Below are 20,769 nucleotides of genomic sequence, written 5' to 3' on the forward strand. Positions count from 1 at the left end.
TCAGAACCTGTTCAAAGTCTCGCGAGCTAGAGCGAGACAAGGCGAAAACGGCTGAGGAAGCGGAGTTGACATGGGGTCAATGAGCATTCCGAAGCCGTTTTCAACGCGGTATCGCCCCATGTTGAGATCAGTCGCAGCAGACATTGAACAGGTTCTCAGGCGTCGGCGCCAACTGCGCGCAGCCGCTCGCGGATCGCCTCCGGAATCGACACCGTCTTGCCGGCCTGGTAATCGACCCACACCAGCGTCGCCTCGCCCACCGCGTAAACGGTGTCGGCATCGCCCTCGATCCTGAAGTGGTGACGCAGCTTCAGGCTGCTGCGGCCAACCTTTTCCACCTCGATACTGATCAGCACCGTCGCCGGATAGGTCATCTCGCGCTTGTAGACACAGCTGGTGCTGCCCAGCACCGGGCCGATGCCCTGCGGGTCGATCGGGTAGCCGATGTCGTCCAGCCACTCGACGCGGATCTGCTCCATGTAGCGGAAGTAGCAGGTGTTATTGAGGTGGCCGACCGCGTCCATATCGCCCCAGCGCATGCTGATGCGGCGGGTGTCGAGCAGTGGCAGGATTTTTTCCATAGTGGGCTCCGGTATCAGGTTGCATTGCAGCATGCGATCATAGCGCGCTACTGACGTTAACGTCAGCACGCCACCGTGCAACACAGTGTTCCGCATGCGCTAGAATGGCCGGCTTACTCGCCTTATGCTCATCATGGCCAAACTCTTCTTCCGCTACGCCGCTATGAACAGCGGCAAAAGCACGCAACTGCTGCAGATCGCCAACAACTACGAATCGATGGCCAAGACGGTGCGGCTGTACACCGCCGCCATCGACGACCGCTTCGGCGTCGGCAAGATCACCTCGCGCCTCAATATCCAGCGCGATGCGCTGACCTACGACGACAATTTCGATTTTCTGGGCGCAGACTATGCCGACATCGCCTGCGTGCTGATCGACGAGGCACAGTTCCTGACACCACAGCAGGTACAACAGCTGCACCGGCTGGCCCATACCCGCCACGTGCCGGTGATCTGCTTCGGCCTGCGCAGCGATTTTCGCGGCGAGCCCTTCCCCGGCGCGGCCTGGCTGCTGGCGCTGGCGGAAGATATCGAAGAGATCAAGACCATCTGCCACTGCGGTCGCAAGGCCACCATGCACATCCGCCGCGACGGCGACGGGCGGCGCATCAAGGAAGGGCCGCAGGTGGAGATCGGCGACGAGGCCCGCTACCACGCGGTGTGCGCCAAGTGCTTCTACGCCTGAGCGTCAACTCCACACCTCTCCGGCAATCTCGCCAGCGCCCAGCGCTGGCGTTTTTATTGGCCACATCCCGCGCGCGGCCACGCCGCTAACCGGCCGGCGCGAGTACTGATTACGGGGTACGCGTCTCGCTTGCGGCCAACCTTGCCCGACCCCGTGCACCCGTCACACCCCCTCCCACCCGAACCATCATCGCGCGCCGATGCCGTCGCCAACCGGCTTTTCCTGAGCCCGCCGCAGTCTCGCCTTTCTGTGGCGCCGGCCTTGGCACTATAAAGAACTGCCACCCCGTTCCCCGTCACAAGGAGCGTCCCATGTTGCCAGCCGGTAGTCAGGATGCGGTCGACAGTTTCTATCACCTGCACGGCGAGGACCCGGCCGCACTGCCGTGCCAGGGGCTGGCCTGCTTTGCCGCCCGCGCGCAGGCACCGGCGGCGTGGCGCGCGGCGCAGCAGCAGGACCGCGGCCTGTACTGCCACGGCCTGTGCCACCTGCCACCGGGGGCACCACCAGTGCGCCCGCATATCGCCAGCCTGCTGCCGCATAGCGTGCTGCTGGACAACGTGCTGGCCGGCGGCATCCACGACTTCGGCGCCTACCTGGCGCGCGGCGGCGGCGTGGCGCTGCAGCAGGCGCGCCGCATGAGCCAGGTGGCGCTGCTGCAGGCGCTGGACGACAGCGGCCTGCGCGGTCGCGGCGGTGCGGGTTTTCCGGCCGGCCGCAAGTGGCGCGCCGCGGCGGCGGCCAGCGGCAGCCGCAAATACCTGGTGGTGAACGCCGACGAAGGCGACCCCGGCAGCTTTTCCGACCGCTACCTGCTGGAAGACGACCCGTATTGCCTGATCGAAGGCTGCCTGATCGCGGCGCAGGCGATTGGCGCCCGCCATGGCGTCATCTACCTGCGCAAGGAGTACCCGCACGCCGCACGCGTGCTGCAGGTCGCGCTGCAACAGGCACGCGATGCCGACTGGCTGGGGACGGATTTCGAGCTGACGCTGCACATCGGCGACGGCAGCTACCTGTGCGGCGAGGAAACCGCGCTGCTCAATGCGCTGGAAGGCAAACGCCCCGAGGCGCGGCTGCGCCCGCCACAAATCACCACGCACGGGCTGCATGGCCAGCCCACGCTGCTGCACAACGTGGAAACCCTGTGCGCGGTACCGTGGCTGATCCGCCACGGCGCGGCGGCCTACGCCGCACTGGGGGTTGGCCGCAGCCGTGGCAGCAAGCTGTTGTCGCTGAACGCCAGCTTCAACCGCCCCGGCCTGTACGAGGTGCCATTCGGCCTGCCGCTGCACGCCATCGTGACCGAGCTGGGACAGGGGCTGCGCCACGGCCAACTGCGCGGACTGATGATAGGCGGGCCGCTGGCCGGCCTGGTACCGCCGGCACTGCTGGACACACCGCTGGACTACGAGGCGCTGCACGCCATCGGCTGCGCCGTCGGCCACGGCGGCGTGATCGCCTTTGCCGACGATACCCCGCTGCTGGCCATCATGGCCGAGGTGTTCCGCTTTGGCGCGCGCGAGTCCTGCGGCAAGTGCACCCCCTGCCACTACGGCGCCGCCGAGCTGGCGCGGCAGTTTGCCGCCGCGGCCAACGGCCAGGCCATCGACGGCGCCCGCTGCCGGGCACTGCTGGACAACCTGGCGCAGGCCAGCCTGTGCGGCCACGGCCGTGGTCTGGCCGAGTTCGCCCAAGCCCTGCAACGCCACTACCCGGAGGAGCTGCGCGCATGCCTCGCCTGATACTCAACGGCCAAGCCCATGACGTGCCGGCCGGCACGCTGCTGCTGGACGCACTCGCCGCTGCCGGCAGTCCAGTGCCGCAGTTGTGCCACGACGCGCGGCTGGCGCCCGGCGGTGGTTGCCGGCTGTGCCTGGTCGCCATCGACGGCCAGCCGCTGCCCCAGCCCGCCTGCGCCACCCGCACCGAAGACGGCATGGTGGTGCACAGCCATACCCCGACGCTGGAAACGCTGCGCCACAGCAACCTGCAACTGCTGGCAGAGCGCTACCCGACCGGCGCGGTGGTAGCGCATCCGGAACTGCCCTTTCATGCCCTGCTGCGCCAGTACCACATCCAGCCCGGCGGCAAAGTGACCGGCAACGGCTTTCACGACGACAGCCATCCCTATATCGGCGTGGACATGGACCGCTGCATCCACTGCCAGCGCTGCGTGCGTATATGCGACGAGGTGCAGGGCCAGTTCGTGTGGGCGGCGTGGGCGCGCGGCGAGCAGACCCGCATCGCCACCGCGCACGGCAACAGCATGCTGGCCGATGGCTGCGTCAGCTGCGGTGCCTGCGTCGACAGCTGCCCCAGCGGCGCGCTGTTCGACAAACCGGCAACGACCGCGCAGCAATGGACGCGCACCACCTGCGGCTACTGCGGCGTCGGCTGCCAGATGGATGTCGCCAGCGCCGATGGCCGCGTGGTGGCGGTGCGCCCGGCGCAGCACCCGGTGAACCGTGGCCACCTGTGTCTGAAGGGGCGCTACGGCTTCGAATTCAACCACGCCGCCGACCGCGTCACGCAACCGATGATCAGGCAGCACGGCGAGTGGCAGCCGGTGAGTTGGGACGAGGCGCTGAGCTTTGTCGCCAACCGCCTGCTGGCCATCCGCAGCCAACACGGGCCGGACGCCATCGGCGTGCTGGGCTCGGCGCGCGCCAGCAACGAGGAAAACTACCTGGCACAGAAGTTTGCCCGCGTGGTGATCGGCAGTAATAACGTGGACTGCTGCGCCCGCGTCTGCCACACCCCCAGCGCCAAGGCGCTGAAAACCATGCTCGGCACCGGCGCGGCCACCAACCACTTCGACGACATCGAGCAGGCCGCCACGATCCTGCTGTGCGGCTGCAACCCCACCGAGAACCACCCGGTGATCGGCGCCCGCATCAAGCAGGCGGTGCGCCGCGGCGCCCGGCTGGTGGTGATCGACCCCCGCCGCACCGAGCTGGCCGCCATGGCTGACCTCCACCTGGCGGTGCGCCCCGGCCATAACGTGCCGCTGCTCAACGCGATGGCCGCCACGCTGATCGAGGAAGATCTACTGGACCACGACTTCATCGCCGCGCGGGTGACCGGCTACGCCGAGCTGGCCGATTTCCTGCGCGACTACACACCGGAACGGGTCGCCTCCGGCTGCGGTGTGGCCGCCACCGACATCCGCGCCGCGGCACGGCTGTACGCGACACAAGGCCCGACGATGTGCCTGCACGGCCTGGGCGTCACCGAGCATCTGCAGGGTACCGAAGGCGTGATGTGCCTGATCAACCTGGCTCTGCTCAGCGGCAACCTGGGTAAACCCGGCAGCGGCATCAACCCCTTGCGCGGGCAGAACAACGTGCAGGGCGCCGCGCACATGGGCTGCGACCCGGTCACCCTGACTGGCGCGCAATCGTTTGCCGACGCCGGCGAGCGCTTCGTCGCCTACTGGGGCACGCCGCGGCCACAGAGCCGCGGACTGGACCTGCTGCAGATGATGGACGCCGCCCGCGACGGCGGCCTCAAGGCGTTGTGGGCGATGGGCTACGACATCTACCTGACGCTGGCCAACGAGGCCGCCACTGCGGCCTCGCTGGCGCAGCTGGAGCTGGTCATCGTGCAGGACCTGTTCCTCAACGAAACCGCGCGCCGCTTCGGCCACGTGTTCCTGCCGGCAGCCTCCTTCCTGGAAAAGGACGGCACCTTCATGAATGCCGACCGCCGCGTGCAGCACATCTGCCAGGTGGTACCGCCTCCCGGCGACGCGCTGCCAGACTGGCAGATCATCTGCCGCCTGGCCGCCGCCATGGGCCAGCCGGCAGGCTTCGACTTTGCCGATCCGCAAGCCATCTGGGACGAGATCCGCGCCCTGTGGCCGGCCGGGGCCGGCCTGAGCTACGCGCGGCTAGCGCAGGAAAGCCTGCACTGGCCCTGCCCGGATGAACAGCACCCCGGCACGCCGGTGCTGCACGGCTCGCAGTTTGCCACCAGCCAGACCGCCACGCTGGCGTGCATCCCGTTCCTGCCCAGCAGCGAGCAGCCGGATGACGACTATCCTCTGCTGCTGGTCACCGGCCGGGTGCTGACCCACTTCAACGCCGGCACCATGAGCTATCGCGGCCGCAATGCACTGCTGCGGCCGTCGGACACGCTGGACATGGCGCCGACGGACGCCGCGCGACTGGGCCTGCAACAGGGCGAGCGCGTGCGCATTCACAGTCGCTACGGCAGCGCGGTGCTGCCGCTGAACATCAGCGACGCACAGCAAGCGGGGCAGCTGTTTGCCAGCTTCCACCGCCCGGACCTGCTGCTGAACCGGCTGACCTCCGGCGTGCGCGACCGGCTGGTGCACGCCCCGGAGTACAAGCTGACCGCGGTGCGGGTGGAAAAGGCGACGGATTAACCGACAGGGGGAAACGCCATGGCGCTGTACGGTTTTGACGCCTTCTCGCCGGCACAGATCGCCGAGAAGATCGAGCAGGTCGGCGTCAGCAAGGCGCGGCTGCCGCTGCTGCAGATGGTGCTGCTGGGCATGCTGGCCGGCGCCTTCATCTCGCTGGGCGCGCTGTATTTCGTGCTGGTCGCGAGCGACAACACGCTGGGCTTTGCCGCCAGCCGCGTGCTGGGCGGCGTGGTGTTTTCCTTGGGGCTGCTGCTGGTGGTGGTGGCCGGTGCCGAGCTGTTCACCGGCAACAACCTGCTGATGATGGCCTGGGCCGATGGCCGCATCAGCAGCCACGCGCTGCTGCGCAACTGGGTGGTGGTGTGTGCGGCCAACTTTGCCGGCGCCGCCGGCATGGCGCTGCTGGTGTGGCTGTCCGGCCACCCGGCGATGAACAATGGCCGCGTGGCGGCGCTGGTGGTGACGCTGGCCGGCGCCAAGTGTGCGGCGCCGTTGGCTGCACTGTTCTGGAAGGGGGTGCTGTGCAATATCCTGGTGTGCCTGGCGGTATGGATGGCGATGGCCGGGCGCAGCGTCACCGACAAGTTCATTGCCGTCGTGTTCCCGATTTCGGCCTTTGTTGCCGCCGGCTTCGAGCACAGCATCGCCAATATGTATCTGATCCCGCTGGCGATGCTGTTGCAGGACAGCGTGCCGCCAGCGCTGGTATCGCCGGCACTGGGCGTGGCCGGCCTCTTGCGCAATCTGGCGGCGGTGATCGCCGGCAACATCCTCGGCGGCAGCGTGCTGGTGGCGCTGGTCTACCACCTGATCTACCGCCGCGACCAGCCGCCGCCGGCAGCGTAGCGCGCCGGCCGGCCGTGATCGCGGGCAGCGCCGCGACCATGATCTGGCGCCGGCGTTGCCCGGAATACCCCACTACAAAAGAAAAACGCCATCGCGGTGCGATGGCGTTTTGACTTGTATGCCGCAAACTTGCGGCCAACCTTGTCAGGCGGTGCCGCCGACGGTGAGGCCGCCGTCGATACGCAGCGTCGGCTGGCCGACGCCAACCGGCACGCTCTGGCCTTCCTTGCCGCAGACACCAACGCCCTCGTCCAGCGCCAGATCGTTGCCGATCATCGACACGTAGCCGAGCACGTCCGGGCCGTTGCCGATCAGGGTGGCGCCCTTCACCGGATAGGTCAGCTTGCCGTTCTCGATGCGCCACGCCTCGGAGGCGGAGAACACGAACTTGCCGCTAGTGATGTCGACCTGACCACCGCCGAAGTTGGCCGCATAGATGCCGTCCTTGACCGAGGCGATGATCTCTTCCGGCGCCTTGTTGCCAGCCAGCATGTAGGTATTGGTCATCCGCGGCATCGGGATGTGGGCGTAGGATTCGCGGCGGCCGTTACCGGTCGGCGCCACCCCCATCAGCCGCGAGTTCATCGCGTCCTGCATATAGCCCTTGAGGATACCGTCCTCGATCAACACGGTGCGATTGGTGGCGTTGCCTTCGTCGTCGATCGACAGCGAGCCGCGGCGTGCCGACAGCGTGCCGTCATCGACCACGGTGACGCCGGCGGCGGCCACGCGCTGGCCGATCATGCCGGAGAACGCCGAGGTGCCCTTGCGGTTGAAGTCGCCCTCCAGACCGTGGCCGATGGCCTCGTGCAGCAGCACCCCCGGCCAGCCGGAGCCGAGCACCACCGTCATCTGTCCGGCCGGGGCCGGCCGTGCTTCCAGATTGACCAGCGCCTGTTGCACCGCCTTCTGCGCGTGATGCTCGATCACCGCGTCGGTAAACTGCGTCAGGTCGTAACGGCCACCGCCGCCACTGCTACCCATCTCGCGACGGCCGTCCTGCTCGGCGATCACCGTCACCGAGATGCGCACCAGCGGCCGCACGTCGGCGGCGCGCACGCCGTCATGACGCGCGACGTAGACTACGTCGTACTCTGCGGCCAAGCCGGCCATCACCTGGATCACGCGCGGGTCGATGGCGCGCGCCAGCCGCTCGATGCGCTCCAGGATCGACACCTTGGCCTCTGCCGGCAGGCTGCCGACCGGGTCGATCGCCGGATACAGGCCGCTGCCGCGACGCAGTGCCACCGCGCCGGCATTGCCGTGGCCGCCGACGGCGCCGATGGCGCGCACCGCATCGGCGGCCTCGCCCAGCGCAAAGGCGCTGATGTCGTCGGAGTAGGCAAACGCGGTCTTGTCACCGGACACCGCACGCACGCCGACACCCTGGTCGATGCTGAAGCTGCCGGCCTTGACGATGCCCTCTTCCAGGCTCCAGCCTTCGCTGCGCGTGTACTGGAAATACAGGTCGGCATAGTCGACCTGATGCTGCAGCATGCGGCCGAGGGTGGCCTCGATCACCTGTTCGTTGACGCCGTACGGCGCCAGCAGCAGGCTGTCTGCGATGGAAATGGCGTTGCTCATGACTTTTGCTTTCAGGAAAAAACGCGGTGCGACAGCGCCGGCAGCCGGGTGCGCACCGAGTGTATGATTTCGGGGTCGATCTCGGCGATGACCACGCCTTCGCCCTTGTCCAGCTGGGCGACAATGCGCCCCCACGGGTCGATCACCATGCTCTGGCCATGGGTCTTGCGGCCGTTCTCGTGGCTGCCGCCCTGTGCCGAGGCCAGCACGTAGCACTGGTTTTCGATGGCGCGGGCGCGCAGCAGCACTTCCCAGTGCGCCTCGCCGGTCTGTGCGGTGAACGCCGCCGGCAACACCAGCAGGTCAAACGGCGCCATCTGGCGGAACAGCTCGGGGAAGCGCAGGTCGTAGCAGATGCCGAAGGCGATGTCGGCCAGCGGCGTTTCCGCGCGCAGCGGCTGGCTGCCGGCGACGATGCTGTCCGATTCGCAGTAGCGCTCGCCGTTGCCGGTAAAGCCGAACAGGTGGATCTTGTCGTAGCGGCTGTGCACGCTGCCGTCCGGCGCGAACAGCAGCAGGCTGTTCAACACCTTGTTGTCGGCATCACAGGCCAGCGGCAGCGTGCCGCCCACCAGCCACACGCCATTGTCGCGCGCCATCGCCGCCAGCTGCTGCTGGATCGGCCCGTCACCAAACGGCTCGCGGAGGCGCACCTTGTCGCCTTCTTCGCGCCCCATCAGGCAGAAATACTCCGGCAGCACCACCAGTTGCGCGCCGTCAGCGGCCGCCTGCGCCACCAGGCGGGCGGCGGTGTCGAGGTTCTGTTGCGGCTGGGTGGTGGACACCATCTGGATGGCGGCGACCTTGAAAGCTGTCTTCATCTGTGGTCCTCAGGGCGTCTTGGCCGGCGGCACGGGGGTGACATTCTCCCCCACCTTGCTGACCTGCGGATCGGTCAGGCTGCCGCTGATCTGGTATTCAAAGGAAAATACCTGATTAATCGGGTCTTGCAATATTTTTTGCGTCAGTAGCGTCGCCGCGCCCAGCAGCGGGTTGACCAGGGTAGCACCGGCCAGCAGCGACACGCTCTCGGAAATGTGCGGCGTGATGCGGGCGCGCACGCTCTGCTGGTTGCGCGGCAGGTCGGCCTCGCCGCGCAGGGTGACCTGCGCCGCCGGCCCGGTCATGCGCACATCGTCGGAGGCAAACACCCCGTCGCGGACGACGGCGGAGCCGGTGATGGCATCAAAGGCAAAACCGCTGCTGAACACATCGGTGAAGTCCAGCCGGATGCGGCGCGACAGCGACTGCAGGCTGAGGATGCCCAGCAAGCGCGCCACGCCAGGGTTGACCTGGGCAAAGCGGCCGTCGCGCACATCCAGCCGCAGCTGGCCGCCGAGGCGCGCCAGCTCGAAGTCGTGCAAACGCCCCGGCCACGTCAGCTGGCCGTCCAGCCGGCCGCGACCACCGTACAGCGCATCCACGATGCCGAAGCGCGTCAGCACGCCGCCGGCATTCTCTGTATCGAAGGCAACGTCAACCCGCGTCTGCGGCTGGCTGCTGCCCTCGCGCGGTGCTACGCCGGTGACCTGCATGCGCCCTTCCGGCATCTGCAGCGTGACCTTGTCCAGCTGCCACTGCTCGCCGCGCGGCTGTGCCTGCAGCGTCAGCTGGCCGAGCTGGTACTGCTCCCAAGACAGCTGCGTCACCGCCAGCTCCAGCGCCGGCACGCTGACATCGGCCAGCTGCGGCCCGGCATTGCTACCGCCGGTAGCCAGCGCGGCGGAATCTTCCGGCAATGGCAGGATCAGTCGCGACAGCTGCGCCTGCACCCGCCCGCCATCGGCCGCACTGTAGCGCAACTGCCCGGCGGCCTCGCGACTGTCCAACTGCAGCTGCAGCGGCGCATCACCGCCATGCCAGTCGAGGCGACTGTCGACGTCGTGCAACCGGTAACTGGCCAGTTGCAGCAGCGGCGTCGCCAGCTGCAGTTGCAGCGGCAGGTCGGCACCCCCCGTGCCGCCGCCCGTACTGATGGCCGTTCCGAGCTGCTGCACCACGCCCAGCCACGGCAGCAGGTCCAACTGCGGCTGGCGGATGGCGATGCCGATCTGTTGCGGACTGGCCGGCACCTCGGCGCCGACGCCAACGCCGACACCACGCAGATTGCCGTGACTATCCAGCGTCACCGTGCCCTGCGCCCGTTCCTGCTGTTGCCAGGCCAGCTGCCAGCCCTGCAAGGTTGGCCGCAAGCGTAGCTGCAGCGGCCATTCGGCGTCGGCCGGCTTGGCCAGCGGCTCCGGCGCCTGGATCGCCACCCCGCGCAGGCTCAGCAGCAGCTGCAGGTCATCAAGATTATTGCTGATGTCGAAATTGGCCTGGTACGGCGTGCGGCCAGACACCAGCGGCGACAGCAGCGGCACATACTGCTGCAGCACCGGGGTGATGGCGGCGTCGCCCTGCACCGAAAACTGCATCACGTCATCGCGACGCTGCGTCGCGGTCAGCCGCCCCTGCCCGCCAAAGGCGGCAAAGCTGATCCCCGGCGAGCTCACGCCGCGCTCGTTGAAATTCAGCACGCCGCGTACCGCCTGCAACGGCGGCAGCGGCAGCTGGCGGAACTGCAGACTGTTGCCGGGTAGGCTCACCTCACCGCGCACCTTGCTCTGCAGCAACGCCGACAGCGGAATGTCCAGCCCCAGCTTCAGCGCGGCCTCGCCCTGGCTGTCGATGGTCGACAGGAATCCGCCCAGCCAGTCGTCCACCAGGCTGCTGCGGGTGTAGGCCAGCATCTGCGGCAGCGCGCCGCGCGCCTGGCCGTCGATCAGCAGGTGCGCCGGCTGCGTCATCAGGTCCGGCAGCCGCACCTTGACCGCCTGCAGCGCCACGCCGGCGGTGCGCGCCGTGGTGGCATCGACCAGCACGTGGTCGTTGCGCATCGCAAACTTGCCGTCGATGGCGGTGATGTCAGGCCAGGCGCGATCAAAGCGCAACACGCCGCTGGCCACCTCGGCATCGACATCGAAACGGCCGCCGGCATCATTGCCGAACGGGAAGCGGCTGAAGTCGCCCTCCACCCGCGCAGTGACGTTGCGCGCCGTGCCGCCGACCAACGCCATGTCCAGCCAGTCCAGCGTGCTGCGGCCGATCACCGCCGGCAGGTAGCGGCTGACGCGGGCCACCGCCACCTGCGGCACGCGGATGTCGAGCAGCCCCTGTAGCGCGCCCTGTGCCGGCAGCAGCCCCTCGCCGCTCAGATCGGCTTTCAGATCGGGGGTTTGCAAGCGTAGCGCCGGCAGCGTGAACTGCCAGCCTTGGCCCTGCCGCTGCCAGCGTAGCTGGCCGGCCAGCTGCTGCAAGGCCAGCGGCTCGGTCAGTTGCTGCGGCCATGCCAGCGTCAGCCCCTGTCCGGACAGCGACAGCTCGCCGCCATCACGCGCCAGCTTCAGCTCGCCGTTGAGGCCGCCCTGCAGTGCCGGGCTGGTGCTCAAGGTTGGCCGCAGCTGGCGGAAGGCCGTGCTCAGCCGGTAATCGCGCGGCGCCCGCCACGACCCCTGCCACTGCCAGCTGGTCTTGCCCAGCTCACCGTCCAGCGACGTCAGCGGCAGCTCGCGCAGCGCGCTGACGCGTTGCTGCAGCACGGGCCACAGCCCCGCCAACGACACCCCGGACAATTGCACGCGTCCGCCGCGCTGTTCGTGCCAGTTGGCGTCGACCGTCGCGTCGCGCAGCAGCGGGCCGAATTCGCCGGACAATGTCAGATGGCTGGCCTGCAGCTGGTGCTGGCCCGCTGCCGCACTGCGGTAGTCCACCTCGCCCGCCAGCCGCGGCAAGGGCAGATCGCGCCGCTGCAGTGCCAGCGACACGTCGTCCACCTGCCAGCGTCCCTGCAGCGCGGTGATGCGGCCTTCGGCAAACGCCGCCGTCAGCCGCGAACTGGCGCGCCCCTGGCCGGCAAACGGCGCCGTCGGCCAGTAGCGCTTGAGCAGCGACAGCTCGCCGCTACCTGCGGCCAGAGTCAGTTCGCCCTGCCATTGCCGCCAGTCGGCGACGGCACCGCCCTGCCAGCCGGCATCCAGCAGCAGTCCCGGCAGCAGCGGGCTGTCCGGACGGCCGTGCAGTTGCAGGCGATGGCCGCGCCAGTTGTCCTGCAGCTGCAGGGTCAGCCCTTCCAGTTGCAGCACCGGCAAGGCCAGCAGCTGGTCATGCCAGCTCAGCTGCTTCAGGCTCAGCGTGATGCTGTCCTGGCGCAGCAACCAGTCCAGCAGCCGGTTGTCGCCCTTGCCGCCGGACAGCGCGATGCCGTTCAGGCTCAGCCGTCCCTGACGGTCGCGCTGCAGCGCCAGCTGCAAATCGTCCAGCTGCAGGCTGGCCAGCCGCGGTTCGAGATAGAGCCAGCTTTTCCACGCCGGAATCATCTCCACCCGCGACAGGCGGATGGCGCTGGCGCGCGATACCGGCCGCACCTGCACGTCGTGCAGGGTCAGCACCGGCGCCCACCACTGCCATTCGCCGTCGATGCGGCCAACCTTGATCGCCATGCCGCTGGCGTCACCCAGCGACTGCTCCAGATACGGGCGCAAGCGGTCCAGGTTCGGCAGCAGCAGGAAGCGAAAACTCAGAAAGGAAACGGCCAGCAGCAGCAGTGCCGCGGCCAGTAGCCAGGCAGCGGCACGCAGGATGCGACGGGCAGTCCGCAGGATGCGCCAGCTGCGGTCAAGCTGCGTTACATCGGACGGGGAAGTGGGGGTAGAATGGTCAGTCACGATTTCGTCATAGCGTTGAAAGCGCATTATGCCAGCAAATACCGCCGCCATCGCCTCTGCGCGCGCATTCAGTTATTACCTCGACCGCCTGCTAGGTGCCCGTCCCGAACAATTCGAAAGGTTGGCCGCAAGACTGGATCTCTGTTTTGACTTGGCGGAGATGACGGCGTTCGCCGACTGGCCGGCTTTCGACAGCATCGACACGCTGATGCCGGCGCTGCGCCAGCTGCGCGCCGCGGTGATGGCGCGGCTGATCACCCGCGACCACGCCGGTCTGGCCGATCTGCATGAAGTCGTCACCACCATCAGCGCGCTGGCCGATTTTGCCGTGCAGCAGGCGCTGCCGGTGGCACGACGCAGCCTGGCTCAGTTCGGCGACCCGATCGGCGAGGAAAGCGGCGAGGTGCAGCAGCTGATCGTGATCGGCATGGGCAAGCTCGGCGGCTTCGAGCTGAACGTGTCCTCCGATATCGACCTGATCTTCATCTATCCGGAAGACGGCGACACCAACGGCCAGCGCAAGACCTCCAACCACGAGTACTTCACCCGCCTCGGCAAGGAGCTGATCCGCGCCATCAACGACCTCACCTACGACGGCCAGGTGTTCCGCGTCGACATGCGCCTGCGCCCGTACGGCGATTCCGGCCCGCTGGTGATGAGCCTAGCGGCGCTGGAAAACTACCTGCTGAGCCAGGGCCGCGAGTGGGAGCGCTACGCCTGGATCAAGGCACGGGTGATGAGTGGCGACGATAGCTACTTGTCGCAGCTGGTACGCCCCTTCGTGTACCGCAAGTACATGGATTACGGTGCCTACGGCGCCATGCGCGAGCTGCACGCGCAGATCCGCCGCGAGGTGGCGCGCCGCGACATGGCGGAAAACATCAAGCTGGGGCCGGGCGGCATCCGCGAGGTGGAGTTCATCGCCCAGGTGTTCCAGCTGATCCGCGGCGGCCGCGAGCGCCGCCTGCAGCTGCGCAGCACGCGCGAAACCTACGCCGTGCTGGCCGAGTTGCGCCTGCTGGAGCCGGAAACGGTCGGCGAGCTGCTGGAGGCGTACACCTTCTTGCGCAACCTGGAACACCGCCTGCAGTACCTCGACGACCAGCAGACGCAAAACCTGCCGACCAGTGAAGACAACCAACAGCGCATCGCCGCCAGCATGGGCTTTGCTGACTGGCACGGTTTCCTCGACGTGCTCAACCAGCACCGCCGTCGCGTCACCCGCCACTTCGAGCAGGTGTTCTTCCTGCCGACCGAAGGCGCTGCCGCCCATCCGCTGCAGGCGCTGTGGCAGGAGCTGGCCGACAACGACATCAGCGCCACGCTGCAGCAGCTCGGCTACCACGACGCCACCGACGTGCAGCGCCAGCTACGCAGCCTCGCCGCCAGCCAGCGCTACCAGCAGATGCCGGACAGCAGCCGCAAGAAGCTGGACGCGCTGATCCCGCCGCTGATCGAGGTCGCCGCCGGTTTCGACAATCCGGACCTGACGCTGTCGCGCATCCTGACCCTGCTGGAAAGCATTAGCCGCCGCGCCTCCTACCTGTCGCTGCTGCAGGAGTATCCGCAGACGCTGCAGCGGCTGGCCTCGCTGTACTCGGCCAGCGCCTGGGTGTCGGCTTACCTCAACCGCCATCCGATCCTGCTCGACGAGCTGCTGGATGCGCGCGTGCTGTACGCCAGCCCGGACTGGCCACAGCTGGCGGCGCAACTGGAACAGCAGCTGGCCGACTGCCAGGGTGACGTCGAGGCGCAGATGGACACCCTGCGCCACTTCCAGCATGCGCAGACCTTCCGCCTGGTGGCGCAGGATCTGGCCGGGATGTGGACGCTGGAAGCGCTGTCCGACGAACTGTCGGCGCTGGCCGACATGGTGCTGGACGCCACGCTGCGCCACGCCTGGCTGGATCTGCCCAAGCGCCACTGCGAGGTGCCGCGCTTCAGCATCATCGGTTACGGCAAGCTGGGCGGCAAGGAACTGGGCTACGCCTCCGACCTCGACGTGATCTTCCTCTACGATGATGACCACCCGGACGCCGCCGAGCTGTACTCGCGGCTGGCACGCAAGCTGACCACCTGGCTGACCAGCGTCACCGCCGCCGGCTCGCTGTACGACATCGACCTGCGCCTGCGCCCCAACGGCACCAGCGGTCTGCTGGTCAGCACCGTCGACGCCTTCCGCCAGTACCAGCAGAAGGATGCCTGGCTGTGGGAGCACCAGGCGCTGACCCGCGCCCGCTTTGTCTGCGGCGACGCGGCGATCGGCCAGCAATTCGAGGCCATCCGCCATCAGGTGCTGACTCAGCCGCGCGACATCGCCCAGCTGCGTGACGAGGTGCTGGCGATGCGCGACAAGATGCTGGAAAGCCATCCGGCCCGCGACGGCGACGTCAAGCATGCGCGCGGCGGCATTGTCGATGTCGAGTTCATCACCCAGTTCCTGATCCTGGCGCACGCCAGTCAGCACCCGGAGCTGACCCGCAACAGCGGCAACATCGCCCTGCTCGGCGTTGCGGCCAACGTTGGCCTGATTCCGGCCGAGCTGGCCAACCAGGGTCAGAGCGCCTATCGCCACTACCGCCGGCTGCAGCACGCGGCGCGGCTCAATGACAGCCAGACCACCGACGACATCCCGCAGGAAGACTACCGCCATGTGCGCGCACTGTGGCAGTGCACACTGCAGGATGAAGCTTGAAAACACAAGCGCAACACTCGGCGCTATAATTGCGCCACATTAAAAACAGGACTACAGCGGAGAATTCACCATGTCGATGGCAGATCGCGATGGTTTTATCTGGTACGACGGACAGCTGGTTGACTGGCGCAATGCCACTACCCACGTGCTGACCCACACCCTGCACTACGGCATGGGTGTGTTCGAAGGCGTGCGCGCCTACGAAACACCGAAGGGCCCGGCCATCTTCCGTCTGCAGGACCATACCGACCGCCTGTTCCGCTCCGCCAAGATCCTCGGCATGGACCTGCCGTTCAGCAAGGAGCAGATCAACCAGGCGCACATCGACGTGGTGCGCGCCAACCAGCTCAAGTCCTGCTACTTCCGCCCGATGGCGTTCTACGGCTCCGGCAAGCTCGGCATCGCGCCGAAAAAGGACGACGTGCAGGTCATCGTCGCCGCCTGGCCGTGGGGCGCCTACCTAGGCGAGGAAGGCCTGGAGCAAGGCATCCGCGTCAAGACCAGCTCGTTCACCCGCCACCACGTCAACATCACCATGTGCAAGGCGAAGGCGAACGGCAACTACATGAACTCCATCCTCGCCAACAACGAGGCGACGGCAGACGGTTACGACGAGGCGCTGCTGCTAGACGTGGACGGCTTTGTGGCCGAAGGCTCCGGCGAGAACATCTTCATCGTCCGCAAGGGCAAGCTGTACACCCCTGACCTGACCTCCGCGCTGGAAGGCATCACCCGCGACACCGTGGTGCAGCTGGCGCAGGAAATGGGGCTGCAGATCATCGAAAAACGCATCACCCGCGACGAAGTCTATACCGCCGACGAAGCCTTCTTTACCGGCACCGCGGCCGAAGTGACCCCGATCCGCGAGCTGGATCGCCGCAGCATCGGCGAAGGCAAGCGCGGCCCGATCACCACCGAGATCCAGAAGCGCTACTTCGATTGCGTCAAGGGTCTGGATGCCGGCAAGCAGCACTGGCTCACCTACCTCGATTAACCCATTGGCTAGCCGCCCCGGCACGGGGCACACAAGAAAGTACCGAACATGGCAGAACTGAAAGAAAACACCGCTCGCTTTATCGAAGTCACGGCAAAAGACCTGCCGCTGCACTGCCCGACACCGGACATGCTGAAGTGGAACTCGCACCCGCGCGTATTCCTGCCGATCGTGAAGAACGGCGGCGAGGCACTGTGCCCGTACTGCGGCACCCACTACAAGCTGACCGGCCCGGTTAGCGGCCACCACTAAGCCTTCCTGCCCAATGGACAAAGGTGCGGCTTGCGCTGCACCTTTTTTGCTTGATACATGATCAAAAAGCTACTGGTAATCGGCCCTTCCTGGGTAGGTGACGGCGTGATGGCGCAGCCGCTGTACCGTCGGCTGCACGAGCGCCACTCCGGCCTGGAACTGCACGTCTTCGCCCCCGCCTGGACCCTGCCGCTACTGGCACGGATGCCGGAGGTGGCCAAGGCGCACCTCAACCCGTTCGGGCATGGCCAACTGCGCCTGCGCGAGCGCTGGCGCGTGGCGCGCGCACTGCACCGCGAAGGTTTCGACCAGGTGGTGGTGCTGCCCAATTCGCTCAAGGCGGCGCTGATCCCGTTCCTGGCCGGCATTCCGCTGCGCACCGGTTTTACCGGTGAACTGCGCTACGGCCTGCTCAACGACACCCGCGAGCTGAACGAGCAGGAGCTGCCGACCATGGTCGAGCGCTTCTGCATCCTGGCCGAGGAACCGCGCCACGCGCTGCACCGCCCGATTCCGCACCCCAGCCTCAGCTCGCAGCCGGCCGCCCAGCAGGCTGTCGCCGCGCGCCTCGGCCTGTCGCTGGACAAGCAGGTGGTCGCGATGTGCCCCGGCGCCGAATACGGCCCGGCCAAGCGTTGGCCGCCGCGCCACTTTGCCGCACTGGCGGCGGCACTCGACAGCCACGGCTACCAGGTGTGGCTGTTCGGCTCGGCCAAGGACCAGGACATCGGCGAAGAAATCGGCCGGCTGGCACAGGGCAAGGCGCTCAACCTGTGCGGCAAGACCGGCCTCGACGAAGCCATCGACCTGATGGCGCTGGCCAAGCTGGCGGTGTGCAACGACTCCGGCCTGATGCACGTCGCCGCCGCCCTGCACATCCCGCTGGTCGCCCTCTACGGCTCGTCCAGCCCGGACTTCACGCCGCCGCTCAGCGACCACGCCGAAATCGTCAACCTAAACCTGGACTGCAGCCCCTGCTTCGAGCGCACCTGTCCCTATCAGCACATGCGCTGCCTGGAAGACATGCTGCCGGAACGGGTACTGCAGGCCTGCCTGAAACAGCTCGACACCCGGCCATCCGGCCCATCACAAGAAACGGCGACATCATAATGAGCAAAGAAAACGCCACCGAAGACAACAGCCGCCGTATGGAGCTGGTGCGCGCCGCCGCCCGCCTGTTCCGCGACCAGGGCTACGAGCGCACCACCGTGCGCGATCTGGGCAATGCCGTCGGCCTGCAATCCGGCAGCCTGTTCTACCACTTCCGCACCAAGGAAGAGATTCTGGTCGCGGTCATGGCGCTGGGCATCACCGCCACCACCGAACAGTTGGCCGCCGCGCTGTCCCGCGCCAAGACGCCGCGCGAAAAGCTAACGGCACTGTTCCACGTTCACCTGCACTCGCTGCTGGGCGATAACCAGGCCGCGCTGGAAGTGATGCTGTACGAATGGCGCAGCGTGTCCGCCACCGCCAAGCCCGGCCTGATCGTGCTGCGCGACCGCTACGAAGCGCTGTGGCAGGAGGCGCTGGACGAAGCCGCCGCCGCCGGCCTGGTCAAGCCGGACACCCGCCTGCTGCGCCGCACCCTGCTGGGCAGCCTGCACTGGACGGTACAGTGGTATCACGGCAACGGCGAACTCTCCGTCGCCGAACTGGCCGACCGCATGCTGGAGCTGACCGTCATCGCCTGAAACCGGGGCCCCCACGCACTTGCAAATGGTGCGCGGATGGCATTGAATCAAGGCAGGACTACTTCGGGATCACCACATGAAACTGCGGTTGCAAAGAATGCTGTGGCTGGTAGCCGGCTGGCTGTGCCTGCTGCTGGCCCTGATCGGCGCGCTGCTGCCGGTGATGCCGACCACCGTCTTCGTGCTGATGGCCGCCGCCTGCTTCGGCCGCAGCAGCCCGGCGCTGCTGCACTGGCTACACCGCCATCCGCGTCTGGGCCCACCGCTGCTGCAGTGGCAGCGCCACCACGGCATGACCGCGAGAACCAAGGCCGTGGCGCTGGGCACCGTCGCCCTGTCATTCTGCTTCAGTATCTATGCCACGCTGCAACAACCCTGGCTTACTGCCCTGCTGTTACTGGTGTGGGCGGGACTCAGCCTGTGGATGTGGCGGCTGCCGACAATTCCAGCAACATCAGCATGTTGTGCTATGCTTGACAGCAAATCATAGCCCTTTGTCGTAATGGAGCCCCCGCATGGATGCCATTAATTCCGCCGCATCAGCCAGCAGCAGCGCCAGCATACTGCGCGAGGCCGCGGAACAGCGTCGCCTGCAGCAGGAGCAGCAACAGGAAAGCCAGCTGGCGCCCGCGCCGGCCGCCGAAGCGGTTGCCGCCAGCACGCTGCCGACCGCCCGCCCCAGCCAGGCTGTCAGCAATACCGAACAGGCACTCCAGGCGCAGTTGCTCGACTCGCGCCGCGTCAACCAGCCAGAGCCGAACACCACGCTCGCCGCCAGCGAACGCAGCCCGGGCAACCGGCTGAACGAGCCGCAACCACGCCGCGACACCTCGGAGCAGTCCGCACCCGCCGCCAGCACCGAGCGCACGGTTCCGGCAGAGGCCCGCGTGCCCGTCAACGCCTCGCAACAGGCCATCACCCAATACCAGGTCAGCCAGTCCTTGCTGCAGGATGCCAGCAGCAGCACCCGCATCCGTACCGAAGCCTGAGCAGAACCACTGCACAAAAAGAAACGGGAGCCTTGGCTCCCGTTTCTTTTTACCGCATCACACCCGTGGCATCAGGCCCGCACGTCGATATGGTTACCCAGATGCGGCGGATTATTACCTTGCATCGCAGCGGCGTCCGTTGCCGTTGCCAGCAAGGCCAACGCCGCACTCTCGCTGACTTCCATCGTTTTCTTCAGCATCAGGATTTGCGCCACTTGCGCCACCTGATTATCTGCCGCCGCCGAAACTGCCGCCATCACCATCCCCCGAGCGCCGAGCGCCGATTACCGTAAACTATCCGCCGCGTTGAAACACTCAATCAGAATTGTCACCCATTCCTGATAGAATACGCACTATCGTCTCTGCCAGACAGGAAAAAGACAAACATGAGCCAAACTCGTCACTGCCCTCTGCTTATCCTTGGTTCCGGCCCTGCCGGCTACACCGCTGCGGTCTATGCCGCCCGCGCCAACCTGAAACCGGTACTGATTACCGGCATGGCCCAGGGCGGTCAACTGATGACCACCACCGATGTCGACAACTGGCCTGCCGATGTGGCCGGCGTGCAGGGCCCGGAGCTGATGCAGCGCTTCCAGCAGCACGCCGAGCGTTTCGGCACCGAAATGATCTTCGATCACATCCACACTGCCAAGCTGGATGAAAGACCGTTCCGCCTGATTGGCGATTCCGGCGAATACACCTGCGATGCACTGATCATCTCCACCGGCGCCTCGGCCAAATACCTCGGTCTGCCATCGGAACAAACCTTCTCCGGCAAGGGCGTATCCGCCTGCGCCACCTGCGACGGTTTCTTCTACCGCAACCAGGACGTTGCCGTGGTCGGCGGTGGCGATACCGCCGTGGAAGAGGCGCTGTACCTGGCCAACATCGCCAAGCACGTCACCCTGATCCATCGTCGCGACACCTTCCGCGCCGAAAAGATCATGATCGACAAGCTGAACGCGCGTGTAGCCGAAGGCAAGATCAGCCTGAAGCTGAAAGCCAACCTGGACGAAGTGCTGGGCGACGACAGCGGCGTGACCGGCGCGCGCCTGAAGTTCAACGACGGCAGCAGCGAAGACATCAAGCTGATGGGCGTGTTCATCGCCATCGGTCACAAGCCGAACACCGACATCTTCAAGGGTCAGCTGGAGCTGGACGAAACCGGCTACATCGTGACCCGCGGTGGCCGCGACGGCAATGCCACCGCCACCAGCGTACCGGGCGTGTTCGCTGCCGGCGACGTGCAGGATCACATCTACCGCCAGGCGATCACCAGCGCCGCATCCGGCTGCCAGGCAGCCCTGGATGCCGAGCGCTTCCTGGATCACTGAGCCCGGCTGCATTGAAGTCGCT

17 protein-coding genes are annotated in these 20,769 nt (G+C 66.8%); 12 read left to right on the plus strand and 5 right to left on the minus strand.

Translation table 11 applies throughout. The features are described 5' to 3' along the window. Nucleotides 1–155: 155 nt before the first annotated feature. Complete coding sequence (locus tag PQU89_RS05510; RefSeq protein WP_272764975.1) at nucleotides 156–581, minus strand: acyl-CoA thioesterase; 426 nt, start codon at nucleotides 579–581, stop codon at nucleotides 156–158. Nucleotides 582–714: 133 nt separating this feature from the next. Here PQU89_RS05510 and PQU89_RS05515 point away from each other — a divergent pair, with 133 nt between their 5' ends. The 4 genes from PQU89_RS05515 to PQU89_RS05530 all read left to right on the plus strand — a co-directional run bounded on the left by PQU89_RS05515 (nucleotide 715) and on the right by PQU89_RS05530 (nucleotide 6,502). Then, nucleotides 715–1,266, plus strand: coding sequence for a thymidine kinase (locus tag PQU89_RS05515; protein WP_272764976.1), 552 nt, complete (start codon nucleotides 715–717; stop codon nucleotides 1,264–1,266). A gap of 311 nt (nucleotides 1,267–1,577) precedes the next feature. Continuing rightward, nucleotides 1,578–3,011, plus strand: coding sequence for a complex I 51 kDa subunit family protein (locus PQU89_RS05520; protein ID WP_272764977.1), 1,434 nt, complete (start codon nucleotides 1,578–1,580; stop codon nucleotides 3,009–3,011). Then, nucleotides 2,999–5,656 carry a formate dehydrogenase subunit alpha gene (gene fdhF, locus PQU89_RS05525; RefSeq protein ID WP_272764978.1) on the plus strand — a complete coding sequence of 886 codons (2,658 nt, stop codon included), beginning with the start codon at nucleotides 2,999–3,001 and terminating at the stop codon, nucleotides 5,654–5,656. Before PQU89_RS05520 ends, fdhF begins: the two co-directional genes overlap by 13 nt. Nucleotides 5,657–5,674: 18 nt before the next feature. Next, complete coding sequence (locus PQU89_RS05530) at nucleotides 5,675–6,502, plus strand: formate/nitrite transporter family protein (protein WP_272764979.1); 828 nt, start codon at nucleotides 5,675–5,677, stop codon at nucleotides 6,500–6,502. A 144-nt stretch (nucleotides 6,503–6,646) separates the two neighbouring features. On the opposite strand, the gene tldD is transcribed toward PQU89_RS05530, so the two are convergent. Genes tldD through PQU89_RS05545 form a run of 3 tightly spaced genes read right to left on the minus strand, consistent with a single transcriptional unit; the run spans nucleotide 6,647 to nucleotide 12,792 of the window. Beyond that, complete coding sequence (gene tldD / locus PQU89_RS05535; protein WP_272764980.1) at nucleotides 6,647–8,086, minus strand: metalloprotease TldD; 1,440 nt, start codon at nucleotides 8,084–8,086, stop codon at nucleotides 6,647–6,649. 11 nt (nucleotides 8,087–8,097) lie between these two features. Further along, the gene (locus PQU89_RS05540) at nucleotides 8,098–8,907 is read right to left on the minus strand and encodes a carbon-nitrogen hydrolase family protein (protein WP_272764981.1); all 810 of its coding nucleotides are present in this window, start codon (nucleotides 8,905–8,907) and stop codon (nucleotides 8,098–8,100) included. Between the two features lie 9 nt (nucleotides 8,908–8,916). Continuing rightward, the gene (locus PQU89_RS05545) at nucleotides 8,917–12,792 is read right to left on the minus strand and encodes a YhdP family protein (protein ID WP_272764982.1); all 3,876 of its coding nucleotides are present in this window, start codon (nucleotides 12,790–12,792) and stop codon (nucleotides 8,917–8,919) included. 28 nt (nucleotides 12,793–12,820) lie between these two features. On the opposite strand from PQU89_RS05545, the gene glnE reads away from it, so the two are divergent. The 7 genes from glnE to PQU89_RS05580 all read left to right on the plus strand — a co-directional run bounded on the left by glnE (nucleotide 12,821) and on the right by PQU89_RS05580 (nucleotide 19,413). Continuing rightward, entirely contained in the window at nucleotides 12,821–15,487 is a 2,667-nt protein-coding gene (glnE, locus tag PQU89_RS05550) for a bifunctional [glutamate--ammonia ligase]-adenylyl-L-tyrosine phosphorylase/[glutamate--ammonia-ligase] adenylyltransferase (RefSeq protein ID WP_272764983.1), read from the plus strand. Between the two features lie 70 nt (nucleotides 15,488–15,557). After that, nucleotides 15,558–16,481 carry a branched-chain amino acid transaminase gene (locus PQU89_RS05555; RefSeq protein ID WP_047968281.1) on the plus strand — a complete coding sequence of 308 codons (924 nt, stop codon included), beginning with the start codon at nucleotides 15,558–15,560 and terminating at the stop codon, nucleotides 16,479–16,481. Between the two features lie 48 nt (nucleotides 16,482–16,529). Beyond that, nucleotides 16,530–16,733 carry a zinc-finger domain-containing protein gene (locus PQU89_RS05560; RefSeq protein WP_189351934.1) on the plus strand — a complete coding sequence of 68 codons (204 nt, stop codon included), beginning with the start codon at nucleotides 16,530–16,532 and terminating at the stop codon, nucleotides 16,731–16,733. A gap of 57 nt (nucleotides 16,734–16,790) precedes the next feature. After that, nucleotides 16,791–17,843: a lipopolysaccharide heptosyltransferase II gene (gene waaF, locus PQU89_RS05565; RefSeq protein WP_272764984.1), complete on the plus strand. Its 1,053-nt coding sequence runs from the start codon at nucleotides 16,791–16,793 to the stop codon at nucleotides 17,841–17,843. After that, nucleotides 17,843–18,424, plus strand: a complete 582-nt coding sequence (locus tag PQU89_RS05570; protein ID WP_272764985.1) for a TetR/AcrR family transcriptional regulator — start codon at nucleotides 17,843–17,845, stop codon at nucleotides 18,422–18,424. The genes waaF and PQU89_RS05570 overlap by 1 nt, the downstream gene beginning before the upstream one ends. Before the next feature lie 97 nt (nucleotides 18,425–18,521). Continuing rightward, on the plus strand, nucleotides 18,522–18,914 hold the full coding sequence (locus tag PQU89_RS05575; protein ID WP_272764986.1) for a YbaN family protein: 393 nt from the start codon (nucleotides 18,522–18,524) through the stop codon (nucleotides 18,912–18,914). Between the two features lie 25 nt (nucleotides 18,915–18,939). Then, nucleotides 18,940–19,413: a hypothetical protein gene (locus PQU89_RS05580; protein ID WP_272764987.1), complete on the plus strand. Its 474-nt coding sequence runs from the start codon at nucleotides 18,940–18,942 to the stop codon at nucleotides 19,411–19,413. 71 nt (nucleotides 19,414–19,484) lie between these two features. Here PQU89_RS05580 and PQU89_RS05585 read toward each other — a convergent pair whose 3' ends face one another. Then, nucleotides 19,485–19,670 carry a putative motility protein gene (locus PQU89_RS05585; RefSeq protein WP_272764988.1) on the minus strand — a complete coding sequence of 62 codons (186 nt, stop codon included), beginning with the start codon at nucleotides 19,668–19,670 and terminating at the stop codon, nucleotides 19,485–19,487. Nucleotides 19,671–19,799: 129 nt separating this feature from the next. Here PQU89_RS05585 and trxB point away from each other — a divergent pair, with 129 nt between their 5' ends. Then, complete coding sequence (gene trxB / locus PQU89_RS05590; RefSeq protein ID WP_272764989.1) at nucleotides 19,800–20,747, plus strand: thioredoxin-disulfide reductase; 948 nt, start codon at nucleotides 19,800–19,802, stop codon at nucleotides 20,745–20,747. The last annotated feature ends 22 nt before the right edge of the window (nucleotides 20,748–20,769 follow it).

It is taken from the genome of Vogesella indigofera (genome assembly GCF_028548395.1).
Lineage (GTDB): Bacteria > Pseudomonadota > Gammaproteobacteria > Burkholderiales > Chromobacteriaceae > Vogesella > Vogesella indigofera_A.